The sequence below is a fragment of the Streptomyces pinistramenti genome, assembly GCF_020564935.1.
Taxonomy (GTDB): domain Bacteria; phylum Actinomycetota; class Actinomycetes; order Streptomycetales; family Streptomycetaceae; genus Streptomyces; species Streptomyces pinistramenti.
In genome coordinates this window covers 85,090-101,472 of sequence record NZ_JAJCXB010000022.1, presented here as the reverse complement: position 1 = coordinate 101,472, position 16,383 = coordinate 85,090, and the positions used below count along the sequence as shown (strand labels likewise).

Genomic DNA, 16,383 nt, shown 5'->3' with positions numbered 1-16,383 from the left:
CGGTGTCCCGGCCGGCCCTCACGCCGCCGCCAGCGCTTCGCGCCCGGCCGTGATGCCCTTGGTGGAGGCGATCACCGTGCGGAGCTTCTTGGCAAGTGCTTCGTAGAACATGCTGAGCGGGAACTCGTCGGGAAGGACGTCGTCCACGAGCTTGCGCGGCGGCTTGTCCAGGTCCAGGGCGCCTGGGCCCTTCGCCCAGACCGAACCCGGGTGCGGTGCGAGGTAGGCCGAGACGAGGTCGTAGGCGGCGAGCCAGTGGACCAGCTTGGGCCGGTCGATGCCGTCGCGGTAGAGCTTCTCGATCTCGCCGCACAGCTGGTTGGTGACCTTCGGCGCCCGCTCCCAGTCGATGTGGAGTGTGTTGTCCGTCCAGCGTACGACGTCGTGCTTGTGGAGGTACGCGAAGAGCAGTTGGCCGCCGAGGCCGTCATAGTTGCGGACCCGCTCACCGGTGACGGGGAAGCGGAACATCCGGTCGAAGATCACCGCGTACTGCACGTCGCGCGCCTGGCCGTAGCCCTCGGCCTCCAGTTTCACGGCCTCACGGAAGGCGGTGAGGTCGCAGCGCAGCTCCTCCAGGCCGTACATCCAGAACGGCTGCCGCTGCTTGATCATGAACGGGTCGAACGGCAGGTCGCCGTGGCTGTGGGTGCGGTCGTGGACCAGGTCCCAGAGCACGAATGCCTGCTGGCAGCGTTCCTGGTCGCCGAGCATGTCGCGGAATTCCTGCGGGATGCCGATGCCCAGCGTCTCGATCGCGGCGTCGGCGACCCGGCGGAAGCGGGCGGCTTCGCGGTCGCAGAAGATGCCGCCCCAGGTGAACCGCTCGGGGGCCTCGCGCACGGCGATGGTCTCCGGGAAGAGGACCGCGGAGTTGGTGTCGTAGCCCGCGGTGAAGTCCTCGAAGGTGATGCCGCAGAACAGGGCGTTGTCGTAGCGGGTGCGCTCCAGGTGGGCGAGCCAGTCCGGCCAGACCATGCGCAGCACGACCGCTTCGAAGTTGCGGTCCGGATTGCCGTTCTGCGTGTACATGGGGAAGAGCACGAGGTGCTGGAGGCCGTCGGCGCGCTGCTCGGCGGGCTGGAAGGCGAGCAGCGAGTCGAGGAAGTCCGGTACGCCGTAGCCGCCGGCGGCCCAGCGGAGCAGGTCGGCGGCGAGCGCTTCGTGGTAGGCGGCGTTGTGCGGCAGCAGCGGGGCCAGCTCCCCGAGAGCCGCGATCACGCGGTCGACCTCCTGGCGGACCGCGGCGGCGGGCGGCGCGCCCTCGGCGGCCAGGTCGATGGAACCGTCCTTGGCCTGCCAGGGGCGGAGAGTCTCGACCGCGTCCTTGAGCACCGGCCACGCCGGGTGGTCGACCACGCGGTCCGCGGTCCCGGCACTCCCCCGAGCATCCACGGGCGAAAGGATTTCCGTCATGACTGCCCTCCGGCGGTAGATCGTGTGGTGAAGCCACGGTAACCAGCCAGGTTCTTTCGCTCAAGAGGGTGATCTGAAAATTATTCTGTCAGCACCCCATGGTCACGAACATTTTTCCTGCCCGTTCGGGTTTCGGCGATACGTTCTGACAGTCCGGCCCAGGCTGCTCGGGTCTTCCTCCGGCGCCTCGGCGGGGCGGGAAGCCGTAAAACATGCCGGGGAGATGTGCCGTTGTCGCCGAAACCCGGGCGTCCTGCCGACCGGCGTCGAGTACGCGGCCCCGCCACCAGCGGCGTGGCCCGTGATGATCACGCGATCCGGGCCTGCCGCCGACCGTCCGCACGGTCCGCGGACGAGTAAACGTTCATGGCCGGATCCGGCACCGGGTGGGCCGGGCCCGAAGGGCGAGCGCGGGGGCGCCGCCGGGGTGGTCGGGCGGGGCCCTCCGTGCCGGGGCGCGGGGCATCCGCGTGGGCCCCGGTGAAGCGCCGGGATGACGCGCTCGCCCCACTTGACGGATGCCCCCAGGCACGCCCCCTGGAGCACCGTGCCCCTTCGGATCAGGCACATGACCTCGTCGGCTCCGGCCGCCCGCAGCCGCTCCGCGTACGCGACGGCGTCGTCCGCGGTGCCGTAGGCGTGGTCGGCGCTGTTGTGGAAGAGCCGGCGCTCGCGTGCGGCCGTCGGATCGGCCGGCTGCGCCTCGAAGGTGGCGGAGAACTTCGTGTCTCCCCCCGGGGTTGCGCTGCGGTGAACTCCTCGTTTTCATCTGGCGTATGACTGGGTGTCAGGTTTCGAAGAAGCAAGGGAGCAACAGCGCGGTCCGCGACAGGACGCGGTGCCGCAGCCGCCGCCGACCGGCTGGGCGGTGCTCGGCCCGGACCGCTCCCGAGGCGGCCCCGTCAGCCCGTGGAGGACTCGCCCACGCACGAGTGAGCCGGTTCACGGGCCTTCCGCGCGGACAGATACCAGCGTGCGCGCCCCCGCGCGCCGCCGCCTCCGGGAAGGGAGCCCCCGTGAACACCCGTGCCGCCCCTGTCCGCTCCGTTGCCTCCGGTCTGATTCCGGATGCGGCGGGTACGCGTACCGGACGGAGCGCAGGTGCGCTCCGGCGGGCGGTCGGCCGGGGCGTGGCCCGTTAGGCTGTGCGCCATTTCGTACGGCTTTGTGCCGACAGTCGTGGCGTACACCCTGCGCCGCGGCGGTGACCGCCGCAGGCGCACCGCGGTGCCGCGGCGGCGCCGGCGCACCGCAGTACCCGCAGCACCACCGAATCCCAGCAGTACCGAGCCGACAGAAACGAGGCAGCCTTGTCCCTTCTCACCATCGGACACCGCGGAATGATGGGCGTGGAGCCGGAGAACACCCTGCGTTCGTTCGTGCGGGCCGAGCGCGAGGGCCTCGACGTCATCGAACTCGACCTGCATCTGAGCAAGGACGGCGCGCTCGTGGTGATGCACGACGCGGATGTGCGCCGGACGACCGACGGCACCGGCCCGATCCGCGAGCGGACGCTGGCCGAGCTGCGCGAGCTGGATGCCGGGCGGGGCGAGCGGATCCCGGTCTTCGAGGAGGTCGTGGAGGCGGTCGGGGCGCCGCTCCAGGCGGAGATCAAGGATGTGGCGGCGGCGCAGGCGCTGGCCGAGGTGCTGCGGGCGCGCGATCTGACCGGCCGGGTCGAGGTGATCTCCTTCCACGACGAGGCGCTGGCGGCGATCCGCTCGCTGCTGCCGGGGGTGCGGACCGCGCTGGTCGCCGACCGGTACGGCGCCGACGTGGTGGACCGCGCGCTGGCCGTGGGCGCCACGATGCTGTCACTGAACATCCGCCGCCTCACCATCGAACTCGTCGAACGCGCCCACGCCGCGCAGCTCAAGGTTCTGGCCTGGACCGTCAACACCCACGATCAGCTGCGCATCGCGCGCGGGCTCGGCCTCGACGGCGTGGTGACCGACCGGCCGGAGATCCGGCGGGCGGTGCGCTTCACGGCGTGAGGCGCGGCGCGCCTGCCGGGCCGTGGCGAAACCCGCAGTTCACGGGCGTGCAACGTCCTTCCAGCATGCGGACGATTCCGCCGGTGATCTCGACAGATGGCCCCGCGCACTGCCACTCTCCCGCCATGCGCCTCGCCAACCGTCCCGTATATCTCGCTTCTTGTGCCGCCGCCGTGCTGCTCGGCGCCGTCGGCTGCGCCCCGCAGGACGCGTCCTTGGGCGGTCCGCACGCCGCCGGGCAGGGCAAGCAGAGCTGCGACCGCGGCAAGCCGGCCACCGTCGCGGCCGGGAAACTCACCGTCGGCACCGACAAGCCCGCGTACGCGCCGTGGTTCGCCGACGACGAGCCGGCGAGCGGCAAGGGCTTCGAGTCGGCGGTGGCGTACGCGGTCGCCGGGAAGCTCGGCTACGCCAAGGACGCGGTGGCCTGGCAGACCGTGCCGTTCAACAACGCCTTTGCGCCCGGCGAGAAGAAGTTCGACTTCGACATCAACCAGATCTCGATAAGCGCCGCGCGCAAGCAGGCCGTCGCCTTCTCCTCCGGCTACTACCACGTACGGCAGGCGATCGTGGCGCTCAAGGGCGCGAAGACCGCGGACGCCAAGAGCATCGCGGACCTCAAGGGGGCGCGGCTCGGCGCGCAGGTCGGCACCACCAGTCTCGACATCATCAACGACCGCATCCGGCCCAGCCATCGGCCCGCCGTCTACCAGAAGAACGACTTCGCCAAGTCGGCGCTGAAGAACGGGCAGGTCGACGCGATCGTGATCGATCTGCCGACCGCCTTCCACATCACCTCGGCCGAGGTGAAGGACGCCAGGATCGTCGGCCAGTTCCCGGTCACCGGCGAGGGCAAGGAGCAGTTCGGGCTCGTCCTCGACAGGGAAAGCCGGCTCACCGGCTGTGTGACGGCCGCGGTGGACGCGCTGCGCAAGGACGGCACCCTCGCCGCCCTGGAGAAGAAGTGGCTGGCCGACGCCACCCACGTCCCGGTACTCAAGTGACGTCCGGCAAGGGGCTGTTGAAGAGTGAGCGGCCCGCTGCTTCCGGTGCGGCCGACGACGGGTACGTGCCGTCGCAGCGGCGGCTTGCGCGCGAGCGCTTCCGGCGGGTCCGCGCCCGCCGTGCCGCCACCGTCGCCGCGCTCAGCACTCTCGTCACGGCCGTCGTCCTCTTCCTCGTCATCACCCGCTCCCCCGGCTGGCCGCGCACCCGCGAGACGTTCTTCAGCGCCGACTACGCGCGCCAGGCGCTGCCCAAGGTGCTGGAGGGGCTGCTGCTGAACCTGCGGCTGCTGGTGGTGTGCGGGGCCGCGGTGCTGGTGATCGGACTGTTGCTGGCGGTGGCGCGCACCCTGCGCGGGCCGGTGTTCTTCCCGCTGCGCGCCCTGGCGGCCGCGTACACCGACTTCTTCCGCGGACTGCCGCTGATCATCTGCCTGTTGATGGTGGTCTTCGGCGTCCCCGCGCTGCGGCTCCAGGGGGTCACCACCGATCCGGTGGTGCTCGGCGGCTCGGCGCTGGTGCTGACGTACTCGGCGTATGTGTCCGAGGTCTTCCGGGCCGGCATCGAGTCGGTCCATCCCTCGCAGCGGGCCGCGGCGCGCTCCCTGGGGCTCTCCAGCGGCCAGGCGCTGCGCTTCGTCGTGCTGCCGCAGGCGGTGCGGCGGGTGGTGCCGCCGCTGCTGAACGACCTGGTGTCGTTGCAGAAGGACACCGGTCTGGTGTCGATCGCGGGCGCGGTGGACGCCGTGTACGCGGCGCAGATCATCGCGGGCAAGGACTTCAACTACACGCCGTACGTGGTCGCCGGGCTGGTTTTCGTCGCCCTGACGATCCCGATGACGCGGCTGACGGACTGGGTGACGGCCCGGATGGACCGGCGCCGCGCCCAGGGAGGGGCCGTATGAGCGGGACCGTGGAGACGGCCGGGACCAACGAGGAGGAGGGGGCCGCCGGGACGGCTCCGGTGCTGCGTCTTGAGGCGGTCCGCAAGACGTACGGGCGGGAGTCGGTCGTGCTGCGGGACGTGGACCTGGAGGTCGCGCCGCACACCGTCACCGCGCTGATCGGAGCCTCCGGTTCCGGCAAGTCGACGCTGCTGCGCTGCGCGAACCTGCTGGAGGAGATCGACGACGGCGCGATCTACCTGGACGGCGACGAGATCACCGACCCCCGGGCCGATGTGGACGCCGTGCGCCGCAGGATCGGCGTGGTCTTCCAGGCGTACAACCTGTTCCCGCACATGACCGTGCTGGACAACATCACGCTGGCCCCGCGCCGGGTGCACCGGATGCCGCGCGCCGAGGCCGCGGCGCGGGCGCACGAGCTGCTGGAGCGGCTGGGGCTCGGCGATCGGGCCCGCGCGTATCCGGACCGGCTCAGCGGCGGCCAGCAGCAGCGCGTCGCCCTCGTCCGGGCGCTGGCCTGCCGTCCCCGGCTGCTGCTGCTCGACGAGATCACCGCGGCGCTCGACCCGGAACTCGTGGGCGAGGTCCTGGCCGTCGTCCGCGACCTCAAGGAGCAGGGGATGACGATGGTGCTGGCGACCCACGAGATGGGCTTCGCCCGCGAAGTCGCCGATCAGGTCTGCTTCCTGGACGGCGGGGTGATCCTGGAACGCGGCGCTCCGGAACAGCTCTTCGGCGCGCCGCGCGAGGACCGCACCCGGCAGTTCCTGCAACGGATCATCCAGGCGGGGCGGTTGTAGCGGGAGGGGTTACCGCGGGGCCACCGACCCGGACGCGCCCCGGCCCGCGGACTCAGCCGAGCGGCTTGACCAGCAGCTCGAACGCCAGGTCGTCGCGCTGCGGGATGCCGAACCGCTCGTCGCCGTAAGGGAACGGGCTCAGCTCGCCGGTGCGCCGGTAGCCGCGGCGCTCGTACCAGGCGATCAGTTCCTCGCGCTGCCGGATGACGGTCATCCGCATCTCGCGCACGCCCCAGTCGGCCCGCGCGACGCGCTCCGCCTCGGCGATGATCACCTTGCCCAGGCCGCCGCCCTGGAGCGAGGGACGCACCGCGAACATCCCGAAGTAGGCGTGGTCGCCGCGGTGTTCGAGCTGGCAGCAGGCGATCAGGGCACCGTCGCGTTCGGCGATCAGCAGACGGCTGCCTTCCTGCCGCACCACGCGCGCCACGCCGTCGGGGTCGGTGCGCTGCCCCTCCAGCAGGTCCGCCTCGGTGGTCCAGCCGGCCCGGCTCGCGTCGCCGCGGTACGCCGACTCGATCAGCTCGACGAGCCCGGGAATGTCGGCAGCGGTGGCGGAACGGAAGGCGAGCTGGCTGACGGGCATGGTGTGCGGGGTCCTCTCGGGGCGTGCTCTCGGGGCGTGCGGACGGCACGGATCGGGTGACGCGAAGCGCCCGAAGGGCCGAACGGAAGGAGGCTAACAAGAGGCACGGCCCCGCCGTCAGGGCCTTTCGTCCACTGTTCGGGCCGCCCGCAGCGGCCCGGCACACCCCGGCCGTACGGGCGGGCGGGCCGGGCACGGGGCGTAGGGTCCGCCGCATGGTGCATGTACTGAGCAGCAGGGTGCTGGTGAGGCCGTCGGATCCCGAGCGGTCGCGGGCCTTCTACGGGGAGGCACTGGGCCTGGAGATCTACCGGGAGTTCGGCACGGGGCCCGAACGCGGCACCGTCTACTTCCTGGGCGGCGGCTTCCTGGAGGTCTCCGGACGCTCCACGGAACCCGCGAGCGGCACCCTCCAGCTGTGGCTCCAGGTGGCGGACGCGGCGGCCGTGCACGAGGAACTGGCGGGACGCGGCGTGGAGATCCTGCGGCCTCCGGTCGAGGAGCCGTGGGGGCTGATCGAGATGTGGATCGCCGACCCGGACGGCCACCGGATCGCGGTCACCGAGGTCCCCGCCGGCCATCCGCTGCGCTACCGCCCCTGACGGCCGCGGCCCTGCGCCGTCGGTGGTCCCCTAGGACGGCCGTCCACGCGCTCCCCCGCTACACCCGTGCGCTCCCGTGTGCCGGGTCCGGTCCGGGCATCCTGCGGGCGTACGTACGGGATCGATGCCCGCTACGGCCGCGGCCGCACCGGCCCGGACGGCGGGTGCGAAGGGGGCACCGTGCACGGATCGTCGGTGACCGGCTGGCTGCTGGTGGCGCTGTGCGCCGCCACGGGCGGGTACTGCCTGGCGCGGATGCGTACGGGCAGCGCCGCGCAGCGGACGGAGGCTCGCGGCGGGGCGCTGATGGGGCTCGGCATGGCGGTGATGGCACTGCCCGCATCGGTGCTGCCACAGCCCGTCCGGCTGTCGTGGGGGTACGCCGCGGTCTTCGGCGCCGCGGCGCTGTGGGCCCTGTGGCACCGGCATCTGCACCATGCGATCGGCTCCGCGGCAATGGTCTACATGGCGCTGGCGATGGCGTCGGCGATGTCCGCGCCCGGTTCGGGGGCTTCGGCGATGACGATGCCGATGGCGGGGATGCCGTCCGGCGGCGCGGCGCACGCCGGACATGCGGCGGCGGGCGGCCTGCCGCTGCTGACCGGCCTGCTGCTCGCCTACTACGCGGTGTTCGTGATCGCCGCCGGTCTGCGGCTGATACCGGCGGGCTCCTTGGTGGTGGGCGCGGGGGCCGTGGGGTCGGGGGCGGTGGCGGCCGGGTCGCCGCGGATGCCCGCGGGGAGTGCCGGGCGGCCGGACGTGGTCGGTGCGTGCGGGATCGCCATGGGGATCGGCATGTTCGCGATGCTGGTGGTTCTCTGACGGCTGCGGCCTGCCCGTGGGGCCGGTGCCCCGTTGCGCGCCGGTGAGCGGGGCCACGCTTTCGATGAGGGTGGCGTACGTCACTTCCGGTGCGCGGCCGTACCACCCGGTAGCCGGGCGCTCATAGGCTGGCCGCATGATGGTCCCCCTCACGCTGATGATCCTCGGCGTGCTGGCCGCGGCGATGGCGCCGCGGCTGATGGCCCGTTCCGACTGGCCCGACCGCGAACCCGTGCTCGCCCTGTGGGTGTGGCAGTGCGTGGTCGCCGGTGTCCTGCTGTGCTGCGGGCTCGCGATGTCGCTGAGCGCGGCCGCCGCGTGGGAGGCCGTGCGCGGCCCGGTGTTCGGCTTCGCGCCGCGGGTGGTCGTCGAGGCGTACGCGCTCCATGCGTACGGTCCGTGGGCCGGTTCGCTGGCGCTGCTGCTGGCGGGCGGCGCGGCATGGACGGGTCTTGTGCTGACCCGCGAGGTGCACGCGGCGCGGGCCCGTCGCAAGCAGCGCAGGGCCGATCTGCTGCGGCGCTCCCCGCTGTTGCCCGGCGAGGAGCGGTCCGGCGACCGCCTGGTCATCCTGGAGGGGGACCGTCCGGAAGCCTGGTGGCTGCCGCACTCCTCGCCCCAACTGGTCATCACCACCTCCGCGTTGCGGCGCCTGAAGGGGCGTCAGCTCGATGCGCTGATCGCCCACGAGCAGGGGCACGCCCGCGCCCGGCACGATCTGCTGCTGCACTCGGCGTCGGCGCTGGCCGTCGGCTTCCCGCAGATCCCGGTCTTCGCCGCGTTCCGCGACCAGGTCCACCGCCTGGTCGAACTCGCCGCCGACGATGTGGCATCGCGCCGCTTCGGCCGGCTGACCATCGCCCTGGCGCTGGTCGAACTCAACGAGGACCGCGGCGTGTTCGGGCCCTGCCCGACCCAGCACGCGCAGGTGCCGCAGCGGGTGAACCGGCTGCTGGCCCCGGCGGCCCGCTTCACCCCCGGCCGCCGCATCCGGATGACGGCCTGCGCGGCCCTGGTGCCCGCCGTGCCGCTGCTGATCACGTTCGTGCCGGGGCTCAGGGCGCTGACCTAGGCGGTGTCTTCAAATGATCTCGCGTGGTGGATCATGGTGGGGTGATACGTCGCCATGAACTGTCTGATGCTGAGTGGGAGTTCGTCCGGCCGTTGTTGCCGGTGTCGTTGCGGGGCAGGAAGCGGTTGGATGACCGCGTCGTGCTCAACGGGATCGTGTGGAAGTTCCGGACCGGTACGGCCTGGCGGGATGTTCCCGAGCGGTACGGTCCCTGGGCCACGCTGCACACCCGGTTTCGTCGGTGGGCGTTGGACGGCACGTTCGAGCGGATGCTGCGGGCGGCCCAGGCGAGGTCGGATGCTGCCGGGGACATCGACTGGCTCGTGTCGGTCGACTCCACCGTGGTCCGCGCCCACCAGCACGCCGCAGGGGCCCGAAAAGGGGGCTCCAAAGTCCCGGACTCGGACGGTCCCGAGGCGGCCTGACCAGCAAGATTCACCTGGCCTGCGATGCACGTGGCCGCCCGCTGGCGTTCACCGTCACCGGCGGCAATTCCAACGACTGCACCCAGTTCACTGCCGTGATGGAGGCGATACGAGTGCCCCGCACCGGCCCAGGACGGCCCCGAATCAGGCCGGCCCACGTCCTGGGCGACAAGGGCTACAGCTCCAAGGCCATCCGCACCTGGCTCCGACGCCGAGGCATCGCCCACACCATCCCCGAACGCGCCGATCAGATCCGCAACCGGATCCGGCGCGGCAGCCACGGCGGGCGCCCGCCGGCCTTCAACAAACAGCTCTACAAGCAGCGCAACGTGATCGAACGCTGCTTCAACCGCCTGAAGCAATGGCGCGGCATCGCCACCCGCTACGACAAGACCGCCGAGTCCTACCAAGCAGCCATCACCCTCGCATCGCTCCTGATGTGGGCGTGACATTTGAAGACAACTCCTAGAAGCCCTGGACAAGCGTCCGGCACGTCGGGCCCGTGGCGGTGGTGCCCGGTGTCGGCGAGGATCGGCGGATGGTAACGACGCCGCACCCCGCCGCCGTGGTCCGTCCCGTGGCGGCGGCCGTCGCCGTGGCATGCGCCGCGTCCGCCGCTCTCGTCCTGCTGCTCGTCGCGGTCCACTGCCGGCCGCTGATGGCCTTCGACTCGGCCCTGTCGAACGGGCTGCACCGCGCGGCGGTCGGCGCGCCGGGCTGGACCCGGGTCAGCCGGCTGCTCACCGACCGGCTGTGGGATCCCTGGACGATGCGGGCCGGTCTCGCGGTGACGGTGGGGTGGCTGGTGCGTCGCGGTGAGCGGCTGCTCGGCTTCTGGGTGGCCGCAACTTCCCTGGCGGGCACGGCACTTCAGCAGGGCCTGAAGGCCGTGGTGGACCGGCCCCGGCCCGTCTGGCCCGACCCGGTGGCCTCGGCACACTACTCGGCCTTCCCCTCCGGGCACGCCCTGTCGGTGACGGTCGCGGGCGGCCTGGCCCTGTGGCTGCTGCACCGGCACGGCGTCCGCCGGGCGGGGCAGGTGACGGCCGCGGTGGCGGTGGGGGTGTCGATGCTCGGCGTCGGGTTCACCCGCGTCCACCTGGGGGTGCACTGGCCGTCGGACGTGGCCGGCGGGTGGCTGCTGGGCGGGGCCGTGGCCGCGGGCTCGGTGGCGGCGCACGCCGCGTACGAGCGCCGGCGGGGCGGGACGGGGCGCGGGGAGGCGGCCGGAAGCTGACCGGTGGGCGCGGTGGGGCGGGGCAGGATGGCGGGTATGACGATCGAGGCTGTGCTCTTCGACTTTTCCGGAACGCTGCTGCACATCGAGTCCGTGGAATCCTGGCTGCGCGCGGCCCTGCGGACCACCGGCACGGCCATGGCGGAAGCGGACATCCGCCGCGCCGCCGCGGAGCTGGAGTGGGCGGGTGCCCTGCCGGGCTGCGTTCCTCCCGTCGAGATCCCGGACGAGCTGGCGGAGCTGTGGGCGACCCGCGACAGCGACGCCTCCCTGCACCGTGAGCTGTACACCGCGCTCGCGCGCCGAGTCCCGCTCCCCGCGCCCGAGTTGTACCCGGCGCTGTACGAGCGGCACATGACGCCGGATGCCTGGATTCCGTATCCGGATGCCACCGATGTCCTGGCGGAGCTGCACCGGCGCGGCATCCGCATCGGCGTGGTGAGCAACATCGGCTGGGACCTGCGGCCGGTGCTGCGCGCCCACGGGCTGGGCCGCTTCCCGGAGTCGTGCGTGCTGTCGTTCGAGCACGGCATCCAGAAGCCGGATCCGCGCCTCTTCGGCGTCGCCTGCCGGGAGCGGGGGGTCGCACCGGCCGACACCCTGATGGTCGGCGACGACCGGCGGGCCGACGGCGGCGCGACGGCGCTGGGCTGCGGCTATCTGCCGGTCGACCCGCTGCCCGCCGAGCGGCGCCCGGAGGGCCTGCGTCCGGTCCTTGACCTGGTGGGGTGAGCCGGTGGCGGGGCCGGGCCTCCGTTTCAGCCGCCTCGCCACCTGTCGTCGGCCTGGCCGCCGCCTCCCTGGTCCGCCGCCCACTCCCGCAGCGTGCCGAAGTCGTCCGGCAGCAGGCCGAGGGCCGGATCGACGCGGTGCAGCAGGGCGCGGCCCGCGTGGTGCAGGGCGACCCAGTCGCGGTCGTGGGCGCTGATCTGGTCGTCCACCCAGGCGAACGGCCGGCCCGCCGCGACGTCCACGAGGCGGCGGGTCTTCCAGTGCACCTCTTCCGGATCGTCCAGGTCCGGCAGCGGCCACTCCACATCCGGGAGGTCCGGCAGTCCGAGCACCGGGGCGATCCAGGTGTTGGCATCGGCTTTCCAGGTCGTGGCCCACACCAGGCGGAACCCGAGGCCGAGCAGCAGCGGGCCGTGCCGCGGGTCGAGCCGGACCAGCAGCGGCGGGGCCGGCAGCTCCCAGCCGGTGGGGCGCATGGTCAGCGTGCGGTAGCCGGCCCGCTCGGTCCGTTCCTGATCCGCCCGCCACGGATTGAGCGGGCCGTCGACGTCGAGGAAGAGGATCGGACGCGGGACAGTCACGGAATCGATGATGCTCCCCCCTGCCGTGCGGACGCGACCGTTCCCCCGCCGCCTGCGGCCGTCCGGCTGTGTGTGCCGCCTACTCCGGGGCCCGGAGGGGCTCCCCGCGGCAGTATGCGGCGGCGGCCTCCCGGTACCGCCGGTGCTCCGCCTCGTGGTCCGGCAGGTCGCCGGGCCGGGCGTCGGCGACGGCGAAGAACCGGTCGAGGGCGTCATTGGCACGGGCGGCGTGGGAGCCGGAGCGGGGCAGCATGGCCGCCTCGTAGCGGGTGACGGCCTCGTCGACGGTGGCTTCCCCGGCGAGCGCGCGGGCCAGTTCGGCGCCGTCGAGCATGGCGAGGTTGGCGCCGAAGCCGCCGAACGGCGACATCAGGTGGGCCGCGTCGCCCAGCAGTGTGACCCCGGGGGTGTGCTCCCAGGTGAGGGGGGCGGGCAGGGTGTGGATCGGGCGGTTCACGTAGCCGCCGTCGTTGTCGGTGAGGAACGGCAGCAGCTGCGGGGCCCAGCCGGCGAACTCCTGGAGCAGGAATTCCCGGACGGCGGCCGTGTCGGCGAGGTCGATGCCCGCCCCGCCGTGCCAGTCGAGGTCGGTGCGCAGGGCGACGTAGCCGCGGATGCGGTCGTTGCTGTTGCGCTGCGCGATGACGGCCCGCCCGGCGCCGTCGTTGGCGAACAGGTGGCCGTCACCGACGAGTTCGGCGATGCGCGGGTGGCGGCTTTCGACGTCGTCGAAGCGGACGTCGAGGAACGAGACGCCGCGGTAGCGGGGCGCGGCGTCGCTCACCAGTGGGCGGACCCGGGACCAGGCGCCGTCGGCGCCGATCACCAGGTCCGCTTCGGCCGTGGCGCCGCCGGCGAACTCCAGGCGGTGCGCGCCACCGCCGAGCGGGACGGCGCGGACCAGTTTGTGTCCCCAGCGGACGGTGCCGGGCTCGACGTGCGCGGCGAGCAGGGCGCGGAGCTGTCCGCGGTCGATCTCGGGGGCGGCTTCGTCGCCGTCGTCGGGGGTGAACGAGGCGAGCACGGTGCCGTATTGGTCGAGCCTGGTCTTGGCCTGGCCTTCGGGCCGGGCGAGCGCGGTGAACGCGTCGAGCAGCCCGGCGTCCTCCAGGGCGATCTGTCCGGAGTCGGCGTGCAGATCGAGGGTGCCGCCGGGGTCTCGGGCGTCGAGGGCGGCGTCGGCGTCGTAGACCGCGACGTCGATGCCGTGCCGCTGGAGGACGCGGGCGCACAACAGGCCCGCGGGGCCCGCGCCGACGACGGCGATCCGGGGGGTGGGTGTGGTTTTGATGGCGGTCTCCCTCTTACTGAACGGCCGTTCGGTAAGCTGAAGATAGCTGAACGGTCGGTCGGTAAGCAAGTAGGATGGGGACGAACAAGGGCGGCCACGAGAGGACCAGCGGCAATGACGACACCCACCGGAAAGGACCGGCGCTCCGGTGCCCGCACCCGCGCGGACATCCTTCGCGTCGCCCTGCAGCTGTTCACCGAGAAGGGCTTCGAGGCCACCTCGATCAGGGACATCTCGGAGGCACTGGGGCTGACCAAGTCGGCGCTCTACTACCACTTCCGCAACAAGGACGAGATCATGGCGAGCCTCATGGCCGAACGCCGCGCCGACCTCGACGCGCTCGTCGACTGGATCAACACCCAGCCCAGGACCCCGGATCTGCCGCAGCGCGCGGCCCTGCGGTGGATGGCGGGCACCACCACCGAGCACCTCCAGGCCATGCGCCTCGCGCAGGCCAACCAGCCCGTGATGCGGCGGCTCGCCGGTGACGGCAAGGACGTCCGCTCGGCCTTCGGTGCCGTCGTCGACCTCCTCGCCGGCGAGGGCGCGAGCGCGGCGGACCGGCTCCTGATCCGCATGACCTTCGACACCACCAGGGCCGCACTCCTCGCCGCGCAGGGCACGGACGCAGGGCCGGACGACGTCATCGCGGCCGCCCGCCGCGCCGGCCGCGCCCTCGCGCGCGCCACGGCGGACGAGGGCGAGCACGAGGGCGAGGAGCAGCAGGGCCGGGACGGCGGCGCGTAGACCCCGGGCGGGACCTCCTCACCCCGGGACTGCCGCGAACGGCCGGGAATTGCGGACGAGTTGAAGGTGAATCGGGCTCGCCCAACCAACGCGGGGCCGGGTGGGACGGGCGCCGCAGGGAGCCGCCGCGCCCCGTCGGGCTCCGCCCGCGACGCCGCCGAGCAGAGAGGTGCCCTCACGGCATCGGGCGGGTCGACGCGGCACGAGGTCTCGACGGAGCCCGTCCGACCGTCGGGCCGGCGCGAGCTTCAGGGCGGCCGACCATGGTGCCCCGCCGCGTAACTCGGTGTCCCCGTACGGAAGTCGGGGCACCGAGTTGCACCCGCCCCGGGCCGTCGTTCGGGCCGGGGCCTCCCCCACCAGCACGTGTTAGGTTAGCCTTACCTAATTGATACTCACTCACTGAGGGGATCCGGCGTGCGGGAAACCGAACTCTCCGGGCGGACGGCGCTGGTCACCGGCGCAGGCCGGGGCATAGGACAGGCCGTGGCGCGGCTGCTGGCCGATCAAGGGGCGCGGGTGGTCGCCGTGGACCGGGATCTGACCGGGATCGCCGCTCTGGAAACCGCCTACGGAACCGAGCGGATCACCGCGCGCGCCGTCGACATCACCGACCGCGCCGCCGTCAACGCCCTGGTGGACGAGGCCGAACGGACCGTCGGCGCGCTCGACATCCTGGTCAACGTGGCCGGCGTGCTGCGCCCCGGAGCCGTCGTCGAACTCGACGACCAGGACTGGGACGACACCTTCGCGGTCAACACCACCGGCGTCTTCGTGCTCGCCCGCGCCGCGGCCCGCAGGATGGCCGAGCGGCGGGCCGGCTGCATCATCACCGTGGGATCCAACGCGGCGGGCATCCCGCGCGCCGGGATGGCCGCGTACGCCGCGTCCAAGGCGGCCGCCACGCTCTTCACCAAGTGCCTCGGGCTCGAACTCGCCCGCAGCAACGTGCGGTGCAACGTCGTCTCCCCCGGTTCCACCGACACCCCCATGCAGCGGCAGCTGTGGAACGGACCCGACGCCCGGGACCGCGTCATCGAAGGCGACCTCGACGCCTACCGCGTCGGCATCCCCCTCGGCCGGATCGCCGAGCCCACCGACATCGCCGAGGCCGTCGGCTTCCTCGTCTCCGACCGGGCCCGCCACATCACCATGCACGACCTGTACGTCGACGGCGGCGCGACCCTGCGCGCCTGACCGCCCGGGGCGGACCTGCGCACCGTCCGCCCTCCCCTTCCCTCCCTTCCCTGTCGCTTCACCGAAAGGCCGCCCGTCATGGCGCTCCCCGCCATCGCCCCGTACCCCATGCCCGCCCCGGAGGACCTGCCGGCGAACCGGGTCGAGTGGGCCGTGGACCCCCGAAGAGCCGTCCTGCTGGTCCACGACCTCCAGAACTACTTCCTGCGCGCCTTCACCGAAGGGGCCGCGCCGGTCACCGAACTCCTCGGCAACGTCGGCAGGTTGGCGAAGAGCTGCCGGGCCGCCGGGATTCCCGTCGTCTACTCCGCGCAGCCGGGCGGCCAGAGCCCCGCCGAACGCGGGCTCCAGCAGGACTTCTGGGGCCCGGGACTGCCGGACGACCCGGACGCCGCGGCCATCGCCGCGCCGGTCGCCCCGCGGGACGGCGACACGGTCCTCACCAAGTGGAAGTACAGCGCGTTCGTCCGCAGCGACCTCGCCGAGCGGATGCAGGCCCAGGGCCGCGACCAGCTCATCGTGGTCGGCGTCTACGCCCACATCGGCGTGCTGATGACCGCCTGCGACGCGTGGATGCGCGACATCCAGGCGTTCGTCGCCGCCGACGCGGTCGCCGACTTCTCCGCGGCCGACCACCACGAGGCGCTCCGCCGGGCGGCCGGCACCTGCGCGTTCGTCGCCACCACCGACGTACTCGTCCGGCACACCGAGGGGGTCTGACCGCCATGGCGCTGACCCTCCAGCAGATCCGCGCGGACGTGGCCGACGCGCTCGGCGAGGACCCGGCCGACGTTCCCGACGACGAGAACCTCGTGGACCTGGGCCTCGACTCGATCCGCATCATGAGCCTCATCGGCCGCTGGCGCCGCGAACACGCCGTCGAGACGGCCTTCGTCGACCTCGCCGAACACCCGTCGATCGAGAGCTGGGCGGCCGTCCTGGGGGTCACCTCGTGACCACGGCCCCGGCCGC

At 72.7% G+C, this 16,383-nt stretch carries 17 protein-coding genes and 1 pseudogene; 14 read left to right on the top strand and 4 right to left on the bottom strand.

Features of this window, described 5'->3' with window-relative positions; all coding sequences use genetic code 11:
* Positions 1 to 18 precede the first annotated feature (18 nt).
* The gene (locus tag LIU39_RS17590) at positions 19 to 1,416 is read right to left on the bottom strand and encodes a DUF6421 family protein (protein WP_227047687.1); all 1,398 of its coding nucleotides are present in this window, start codon (positions 1,414 to 1,416) and stop codon (positions 19 to 21) included.
* 1,310 nt (positions 1,417 to 2,726) lie between these two features.
* Here LIU39_RS17590 and LIU39_RS17580 point away from each other — a divergent pair.
* From LIU39_RS17580 to LIU39_RS17565, 4 genes are all read left to right on the top strand, one after another.
* A complete protein-coding gene (locus LIU39_RS17580) occupies positions 2,727 to 3,410 on the top strand; it encodes a glycerophosphodiester phosphodiesterase (protein ID WP_227047686.1) in 684 nt (227 codons plus the stop codon).
* Between the two features lie 125 nt (positions 3,411 to 3,535).
* Complete coding sequence (locus LIU39_RS17575; protein WP_227047705.1) at positions 3,536 to 4,414, top strand: ABC transporter substrate-binding protein; 879 nt, start codon at positions 3,536 to 3,538, stop codon at positions 4,412 to 4,414.
* Positions 4,411 to 5,319, top strand: a complete 909-nt coding sequence (locus tag LIU39_RS17570; protein WP_227047685.1) for an amino acid ABC transporter permease — start codon at positions 4,411 to 4,413, stop codon at positions 5,317 to 5,319. Before LIU39_RS17575 ends, LIU39_RS17570 begins: the two co-directional genes overlap by 4 nt.
* Positions 5,316 to 6,119, top strand: coding sequence for an amino acid ABC transporter ATP-binding protein (locus LIU39_RS17565; RefSeq protein ID WP_264482903.1), 804 nt, complete (start codon positions 5,316 to 5,318; stop codon positions 6,117 to 6,119). The genes LIU39_RS17570 and LIU39_RS17565 overlap by 4 nt, the downstream gene beginning before the upstream one ends.
* A gap of 52 nt (positions 6,120 to 6,171) precedes the next feature.
* Here the strand turns inward: LIU39_RS17565 and LIU39_RS17560 are convergent, their stop codons facing one another.
* On the bottom strand, positions 6,172 to 6,705 hold the full coding sequence (locus LIU39_RS17560) for a GNAT family N-acetyltransferase (protein WP_227047684.1): 534 nt from the start codon (positions 6,703 to 6,705) through the stop codon (positions 6,172 to 6,174).
* Between the two features lie 215 nt (positions 6,706 to 6,920).
* Between LIU39_RS17560 and LIU39_RS17555 the strand changes: the two genes are divergently transcribed.
* The 6 genes and pseudogenes from LIU39_RS17555 (at position 6,921) to LIU39_RS17530 (ending at position 11,595) form a co-directional block, all read left to right on the top strand.
* Entirely contained in the window at positions 6,921 to 7,307 is a 387-nt protein-coding gene (locus tag LIU39_RS17555) for a VOC family protein (protein ID WP_227047683.1), read from the top strand.
* Between the two features lie 180 nt (positions 7,308 to 7,487).
* Positions 7,488 to 8,129 (top strand): DUF5134 domain-containing protein, encoded by a 642-nt coding sequence (locus LIU39_RS17550; RefSeq protein ID WP_227047682.1) that lies wholly within the window; start codon positions 7,488 to 7,490, stop codon positions 8,127 to 8,129.
* Between the two features lie 136 nt (positions 8,130 to 8,265).
* Positions 8,266 to 9,201: a M56 family metallopeptidase gene (locus tag LIU39_RS17545; RefSeq protein ID WP_227047681.1), complete on the top strand. Its 936-nt coding sequence runs from the start codon at positions 8,266 to 8,268 to the stop codon at positions 9,199 to 9,201.
* 44 nt (positions 9,202 to 9,245) lie between these two features.
* Positions 9,246 to 10,075, top strand: a pseudogene (locus tag LIU39_RS17540) (IS5 family transposase).
* An 89-nt stretch (positions 10,076 to 10,164) separates the two neighbouring features.
* Complete coding sequence (locus LIU39_RS17535) at positions 10,165 to 10,863, top strand: phosphatase PAP2 family protein (protein ID WP_227047680.1); 699 nt, start codon at positions 10,165 to 10,167, stop codon at positions 10,861 to 10,863.
* A gap of 36 nt (positions 10,864 to 10,899) precedes the next feature.
* Complete coding sequence (locus LIU39_RS17530; RefSeq protein WP_227047679.1) at positions 10,900 to 11,595, top strand: HAD family hydrolase; 696 nt, start codon at positions 10,900 to 10,902, stop codon at positions 11,593 to 11,595.
* 26 nt (positions 11,596 to 11,621) lie between these two features.
* Here LIU39_RS17530 and LIU39_RS17525 read toward each other — a convergent pair whose 3' ends face one another.
* Positions 11,622 to 12,176 (bottom strand): HAD domain-containing protein, encoded by a 555-nt coding sequence (locus LIU39_RS17525; protein ID WP_227047678.1) that lies wholly within the window; start codon positions 12,174 to 12,176, stop codon positions 11,622 to 11,624.
* 79 nt (positions 12,177 to 12,255) lie between these two features.
* Positions 12,256 to 13,467 (bottom strand): FAD-dependent oxidoreductase, encoded by a 1,212-nt coding sequence (locus LIU39_RS17520; protein ID WP_227047703.1) that lies wholly within the window; start codon positions 13,465 to 13,467, stop codon positions 12,256 to 12,258.
* 114 nt (positions 13,468 to 13,581) lie between these two features.
* Here LIU39_RS17520 and LIU39_RS17515 point away from each other — a divergent pair, with 114 nt between their 5' ends.
* From LIU39_RS17515 to LIU39_RS17500, 4 genes are all read left to right on the top strand, one after another.
* On the top strand, positions 13,582 to 14,214 hold the full coding sequence (locus LIU39_RS17515) for a TetR/AcrR family transcriptional regulator (protein ID WP_227047677.1): 633 nt from the start codon (positions 13,582 to 13,584) through the stop codon (positions 14,212 to 14,214).
* A 417-nt stretch (positions 14,215 to 14,631) separates the two neighbouring features.
* The gene (locus tag LIU39_RS17510) at positions 14,632 to 15,411 is read left to right on the top strand and encodes a 2,3-dihydro-2,3-dihydroxybenzoate dehydrogenase (protein WP_227047676.1); all 780 of its coding nucleotides are present in this window, start codon (positions 14,632 to 14,634) and stop codon (positions 15,409 to 15,411) included.
* A gap of 78 nt (positions 15,412 to 15,489) precedes the next feature.
* Positions 15,490 to 16,131, top strand: coding sequence for an isochorismatase family protein (locus tag LIU39_RS17505; RefSeq protein ID WP_227047675.1), 642 nt, complete (start codon positions 15,490 to 15,492; stop codon positions 16,129 to 16,131).
* A gap of 5 nt (positions 16,132 to 16,136) precedes the next feature.
* Positions 16,137 to 16,367 (top strand): phosphopantetheine-binding protein, encoded by a 231-nt coding sequence (locus LIU39_RS17500; RefSeq protein ID WP_227047674.1) that lies wholly within the window; start codon positions 16,137 to 16,139, stop codon positions 16,365 to 16,367.
* Positions 16,368 to 16,383: the final 16 nt, after the last annotated feature.